Source organism: Nostoc sp. NMS4, from assembly GCF_017115095.1.
Lineage (GTDB): Bacteria > Cyanobacteriota > Cyanobacteriia > Cyanobacteriales > Nostocaceae > Nostoc.
Genome location: NZ_JABXKI010000049.1, coordinates 1 through 6014 on the forward strand (window position 1 = coordinate 1; position 6014 = coordinate 6014).

Annotated in this window: 6 protein-coding genes and 1 pseudogene; 3 read left to right on the forward strand and 4 right to left on the reverse strand. The window is 41.6% G+C overall.

The features are described from left to right. Positions 1-147: 147 nt before the first annotated feature. Positions 148-1041: a lysophospholipid acyltransferase family protein gene (locus tag HWQ37_RS02090; RefSeq protein ID WP_292743148.1), complete on the reverse strand. Its 894-nt coding sequence runs from the start codon at positions 1039-1041 to the stop codon at positions 148-150. 402 nt (positions 1042-1443) lie between these two features. Further along, positions 1444-1563: pseudogene (locus HWQ37_RS02095) on the reverse strand (HU family DNA-binding protein); the annotation flags it as partial. Between HWQ37_RS02095 and HWQ37_RS02100 the strand changes: the two are divergent. Further along, positions 1515-1904, forward strand: coding sequence for a VOC family protein (locus HWQ37_RS02100; RefSeq protein WP_292743150.1), 390 nt, complete (start codon positions 1515-1517; stop codon positions 1902-1904). The pseudogene HWQ37_RS02095 and the gene HWQ37_RS02100 sit on opposite strands and share 49 nt — an antisense overlap. A gap of 962 nt (positions 1905-2866) precedes the next feature. Here the strand turns inward: HWQ37_RS02100 and HWQ37_RS02105 are convergent. Next, positions 2867-3469, reverse strand: coding sequence for a glutathione binding-like protein (locus HWQ37_RS02105; RefSeq protein WP_292743152.1), 603 nt, complete (start codon positions 3467-3469; stop codon positions 2867-2869). A 276-nt stretch (positions 3470-3745) separates the two neighbouring features. On the opposite strand from HWQ37_RS02105, the gene HWQ37_RS02110 reads away from it, so the two are divergent. Then, the gene (locus HWQ37_RS02110) at positions 3746-4642 is read left to right on the forward strand and encodes an SDR family oxidoreductase (protein ID WP_292743154.1); all 897 of its coding nucleotides are present in this window, start codon (positions 3746-3748) and stop codon (positions 4640-4642) included. A gap of 184 nt (positions 4643-4826) precedes the next feature. Next, a complete protein-coding gene (gene fghA / locus HWQ37_RS02115) occupies positions 4827-5702 on the forward strand; it encodes an S-formylglutathione hydrolase (RefSeq protein ID WP_292743156.1) in 876 nt (291 codons plus the stop codon). A 39-nt stretch (positions 5703-5741) separates the two neighbouring features. Here the strand turns inward: fghA and HWQ37_RS02120 are convergent, their stop codons facing one another. Continuing rightward, positions 5742-5966: a WD40 repeat domain-containing protein gene (locus HWQ37_RS02120; protein WP_292743158.1), complete on the reverse strand. Its 225-nt coding sequence runs from the start codon at positions 5964-5966 to the stop codon at positions 5742-5744. Positions 5967-6014: the final 48 nt, after the last annotated feature.

Sequence of the window (6014 nt, forward strand, 5' to 3'; positions counted from 1 at the left end):
CTGACGCAACAATCTGTCCCAAGGTTCAAAATCAATCATTATCGCCCTAGTTGATATGTTAGCCGTTATTTTTAACTATAACAATGCAAATTGAGAAAATAAAGGGATTAAATATTTTTCTACGAGTTTTTTTCCATTGTTTTGATTTTAGGGATATTTTTGAGTATCTATAACCAATTGATTTAACTCTTCTTGCATTTGATGATGAACTAATTCATAACAATCATTCACATAATTACGATCCTTAGCTGCATCTTGACCATATCTTTCAAAAGTAATTGGATGGCATACACGAGTATGAATCTGCACAGGTAAAGGAATATTAGGCAGAGGCCCAATAGACAAACCCCAAGGTAAACCTAAATAAATTGGGAAAATTCCTGGGTCTATTTGATAAAGCCACGGCAATCCCAACTGATGTAATTGTTTGACTAAATCATAGCAATCACATAAAACAATCAACGTATCATGAGCGCCAACCGAAATAACTGGAATAATTGGAACTTCTTGTTTTAAAGCCAGCTTGACAAAGCCGTGATTACCAGCAAAATGAATTTTATGGCGTTCGCTATGATTCCGAAACATATCATATTGTCCTCCCGGATATACCAGAACGCTAGCCCCCATCTCAAAAGCTGCACTGGCCATCTTTGGATGTGCAACAATTGCTCCAACTTTCTGAGCTAATTGGGCTATCTCTGGACTCACTTTCCAAGCATAAGGATGCATTAGACCATACACCAAACGCTCTGTTCCAAATCTAGAAAACCAATCATACATCATCATTACTAAATCTGGAGAAGCCATTCCGCCATTATGGGAACCAACCAGTAGCACTTTTCCTTCTGTTGGTATGTGATGCCACCCATCAGTTTTTACTTGGAAATAGTAACGGTAAAGCCATGACCATACAGGCATCAGTAATTCAATCAAATTAACATCTCGCTGTGTTAAAGACCATTGAATTTTCTCTGATAGTTCTGCTCTTAAGAAGTTGTCAGCGCTAATATAATTTTTCTCTACCTGTTTTAGTAATTCCATAAATAGTTCAGTGAGGCCATTCCTTGCAACTGCGAGCGGTTTTTTGAATTTACTAACCGTATTTAAACAGCATTCCTATTTCGATAAAGTCAACGCATCTGTAATGCAAAATGTGCAACTTTTGTCCGAAACTGCAACAAGTAGAAGATACAGGCACAATGGTTGCCCGAATTGTCATTATCTCCTGGATTGTGGGATTAAGCTCTTGCGTTATTTGACCTTACCCCTAAGCACTGCGATTTAACAGAAGCAGATTTGTTGCTACGGGACTAATGCCAGAATTGTCTAATTGCAATAACGTTACTCCCCAAGAAGCAGTCAAAGTTTCACAGTCGATTCGATACTTGAATTAATCGATTATGGCTTTGCAGTGATTGGATAGCCAGTGGTAAAGCAATTCATCTACGGCGCTACTTTTTCTTTAAACTGTTTCCCAGCAGAAAACGCAGGCACTTTGGTCGCTGGAATTGTCATTGGCTCATTGGTTTTCGGATTACGCCCCTCACGTTCTGAGCGTTCGCGTCGCTAAACTAGACGTTACTAATCTCGAAGCAAGTGCCGAGTGGTATAAGTCCAAGCTTGGGTTAGTTCCTGAAGAAAAATATGACACACCTAGTTGGAGACAGTTTAGTTTTCCTGATATTCCACGCTTTGCAATCGGATTGAACTTGAGTAACTCAGTTGAACCAGGTAATACTGTTAGTACCTTTGTTGTCAATGATATAGTTACTGCTCGTCAAAGCCTGACTGAAAAAGGAGTCTCAGTTGGGCTAATTACAGATGTCGGTCATGGAGTGCAATTATCCACTTTCAAGGATATTGACGGAAATTTGTTAGGACTTAGGCAAAATCCGCAGTCTTAACCTAGATTTACACCTAAATTGGGGAATTAGGCAGAGATATGATTTCATTTGCAATTTAACCTAACTGTCTTAGTAGGGATCAGCCTAAAAAAGCTTGTAAAACGAATCTTGACCCAAGATTTCCCACCAACACACCGCTCATCATTGCAATAAATAGCCTATATCAGCAGGGCTTTCGGCAGCCTTAAGAAAATCCATTGGCTACGCTTTGCTTTAAGAGCGATGTCTACGACGGGCTGTCCGGTGTCGCTACTTTCTCCATCCCCAGATTTCCTTACTCAGCACCCCATTACCAGCAACCATGTTCTGTGATCCATTAAGGAAAAAGCTCAAAGTCACGGATGATGTCTGTAATACACTCGCTTGTACTAACTTTTAACCTTTGTAATGCCAACTTCAAGATTATTCCTTTTTTGCGTAAAGTACGAAAATTGAGGTGAATAGTATTATATAACGGTATCTACTATGGATAAAATGGGGACAACATTAAAAGTCTCCTATATAATTTACTTCTATCAAAAACTGCTCTAGCTTACGTCTAGGGCAGTTTTATGTTGTATGGTAGAAGCCAGATTCACAACTGCACACAATGGTGAATCTTCTAACAGTAGTTGATAGCAATCGAAATTCTGGTACAGCCCATTATTAATAGCTTCTGGAAAAATATAGTATAGGGCTATACTCCGTAAAACCACATATCCTAGATGTATTCTGTATAAATCCTTGTTTTCATCAGTCTAGATATGCTCCAAGGCAACTCCTGCTAAAACTATTTTCAAACCCATGAATTTTAAACCTCCTGCCCTTTGGCATAATCTAAAGCAGCTTTCTAATAGAAGCGATCGCTAATAAAAACCCGTTCAATTTATTTCTTCGCAGTATGAGTACGCTTGGGAATGAGAAAGGGTTGAATTATTTAATAATTTATCATCACCCAAGTTGACTTATCCCTGGTCTTGTATTTAAGGAACTTGCATTCCGCGTTGCACAGCCGGACGTTGCTGCACCATGTCCACCCAGCGTTTGACATTTGGGTAGTTGTCGAGTGTTAAACCCTGAAATTCATAAATTGCTACCCACGGATAAGTTGCAACATCCGCAATAGAATAGTCACCACAGATAAATTCATTGTCTTGCAGTTGTTTATCCAAAACACCATAAATACGTAAAGTTTCCTTTTCATAACGCTCAATGGCATAGGGAAGTTTTTCGGGTGCAAAGCGTTTAAAGTGGTTAAGTTGCCCAAACATTGGCCCCACTCCTGCCATTTGGAACATCAGCCACTCTAGGACTTGAAAACGGCTTTTTTGTTCAGTGGGTAAGAGTTTACCTGTTTTTTCGGCGAGGTAAATTAAAATTGCACCCGATTCAAAAACTTTAATCCCAGTTTCTTGGTCAACAATGGCAGGAATTTTACTATTGGGATTGATAGCGATGTATTCAGGTGTAAATTGCTGTTGTTGAGTAATGTCAATTTTGTGGACATTGTAGGGCAATTCGACTTCTTCCAGCATGACGGAAGCTTTGCGTCCATTGGGCGTGGTGAAGGTGTAGAGATCAATCATCTGCTGCTATCCCAAAATCTTGACATTTTCCGATGGTAGTCTACCTTTGATTGAGAAATTAGGGTATTAGCCAATAGAGAGATAAAAACAATAGTTAAGCGTGGCTTTTCAAGTGATATTGCCTGATCACAAATACAAACGCACCAATTAGCACGTGCCCTTAGTGGTGCATACTCTAGAACATTATTCTGCTTAAAGGGTGAGGAATCGTTCTCCTCAATGCTTGATACTTGAGTCAAGAATAGCAAAAACAAAAACTATCAAAACAACTAAGTGATGAAATCCGATCGATTAAAGATGCAAGACCCCCGGCAGCAATATCCCGCTCCGCCCTTTCCTCAACAACCGCAGCCCGTACCAGGACTTGCTCAAAAGATGCAGCCCCAACCGGATCACGGTGAGCAGAGCTACATTGGATCTGGAAAGCTTGCAGGTCGGAAGGCATTGGTCACCGGAGCCGATTCTGGTATCGGGCGCGCTGTTGCGATCGCATTTGCTAGAGAAGGTGCTGATGTCGCTATCGGCTATCTTAAGAGCGAAGAGGCTGATGCTCAAGAGGTGATCCAATTGATTGAACAATCAGGGCGCAAAGCGGTTGCGCTTCCGGGTGACATCACCGACGAGCATTTTTGCCAAAAGCTGGTAACAGATGCAGTGCAAGCTTTAAACGGTTTAGATATTCTCGTGAACAATGCTGGCGCACAGACATCTTACCCATCAATTAGCGATATCACGACTGAGCATTTCGATAAAGTGATGAAGACAAATCTCTACGCACTATTTTGGATTACCAAAGCTGCCATTCCACATCTTTTGCCCGGAGCATCAATTATTAACACCACTTCGATTCAGGCATATCAACCTTCAGCGAGTCTGCTTGACTATGCCATGACCAAAGCCGGCATTGAGAATTTCAGCAAATCTCTCGCCAAACAGATGATCCACAAGGGAGTGCGCGTTAATGCAGTCGCACCCGGCCCATTCTGGACACCGCTACAGCCGAGTGGTGGTCAGACCCAGGACAAGATCGAGAAATTTGGTTCTGAAGTTCCGCTCGGAAGACCTGGGCAACCTGTGGAAATTGCTCCTGTGTATGTGTTGCTTGCTTCCCAAGAAGGCAGCTACATCACCGGAGAAGTTTATGGTGTAACAGGCGGCATCGGGATTGCCTAGTTCAAAAGACATCTTGGTTGGCAAAAGTAACTTTTGCTTTCCGGTTGGGGTGCATCTTAAAGGGGAAGGGAAAATTCCAGACCTTTCTTCCCCATTCCCCTTTTCCCCGCTTTTGTCACGAAAGCGAACTACTACGCTAAAATAACCATTCTCCGCAGCCGCTCAGGAAAGCAGAATACAACTAATGGCTAACCTCAACCTCATTTCAGAACATAAAAGCTTTGGTGGCAAACTCGGTTTCTACAGTCATCACTCCTCCACCTGTAACACTGAAATGCGCTTTACCATCTATCAACCACCACAAGCAACTCAAAATCCTGTACCGATTCTCTATTTCCTCTCTGGATTAACTTGCACGGAAGAGAATTTTATGGCGAAGGCGGGAGGAGTGCAGCGCTTTGCCGCTGAGTACGGTTTGATATTGGTTGCACCAGATACCAGTCCGCGTAATACTGGCATTGCAGGTGAGGATGATGACTGGGACTTTGGCACTGGTGCAGGTTTTTATGTTGATGCTACAGAAGAACCGTGGCGTCAAAACTACCAAATGTATAGTTATATCGTCCAGGAATTACCTGCTTTAATTACTGCAAATTTCCCCACCCAACCTGATAAACAAGGCATTTTCGGTCATTCGATGGGTGGACATGGGGCACTTGTCTGTGCAATGAGAAACCCAGAACTCTACAAATCAGTATCAGCTTTTGCACCAATCGCTGCACCTATGCGTTGTGCTTGGGGTCAAAAGGCTTTTAGTGGTTATCTTGGCAGCAATCAAGACAATTGGCGTGCTTATGATGCTAGTGAATTAGTCAAGCAAGTGGGTTATCACAGTTCAATTCTTATCGATCAAGGGACTTGTGATAAATTTTTAGCTAAACAATTACTGCCAGAGGTGTTTAAGCAAGTTTGTACAGATGTTAACCAGCCGCTAAACTTGCGTTACCAAGAAGGCTATGACCACAGTTATTATTTCATCGCCAGTTTTATTGAAGATCATATCCGCCACCATGCGAGCGCTTTTAAAAAACTAGACCGGAAAACAGGAATTCAGATTTGACACTTTTCTTAAGTTTTATATTGTAGTTAAACAATGCAGTTATTTAAATTGCCAAATATGTATAGTACTATCCTCATTGCTACTAGCAAGGGTTTTACCATCTCGGCTCAGAGCAAGCCCTAAAACCGAACTGGAACCATCTCTCCATGTGTGCAATAGTTTTCCCTGCTCTAAGCTCCACAGTTTAATAGTGCCATCATAATTGCCGCAAATCAGAATTTTCCCATCGGGACTGATGGCAAGAGATTCAATTGAATCCCACATTCCGCACTTCAAAATGTAGTATCAAATCACACGTAATTAATTTCAGAT

What these genes read in the sequence shown, in the direction of transcription:
- HWQ37_RS02090 (WP_292743148.1), bottom strand. Translation starts at nt 1,041, where the DNA reads ATGGAATTACTAAAACAGGTAGAGAAAAATTATATTAGCGCTGACAAC.
- HWQ37_RS02105 (WP_292743152.1), bottom strand. Translation starts at nt 3,469, where the DNA reads ATGATTGATCTCTACACCTTCACCACGCCCAATGGACGCAAAGCTTCC.
- HWQ37_RS02110 (WP_292743154.1), top strand. Translation starts at nt 3,746, where the DNA reads ATGAAATCCGATCGATTAAAGATGCAAGACCCCCGGCAGCAATATCCC.
- fghA (WP_292743156.1), top strand. Translation starts at nt 4,827, where the DNA reads ATGGCTAACCTCAACCTCATTTCAGAACATAAAAGCTTTGGTGGCAAA.
- HWQ37_RS02120 (WP_292743158.1), bottom strand. Translation starts at nt 5,966, where the DNA reads ATGTGGGATTCAATTGAATCTCTTGCCATCAGTCCCGATGGGAAAATT.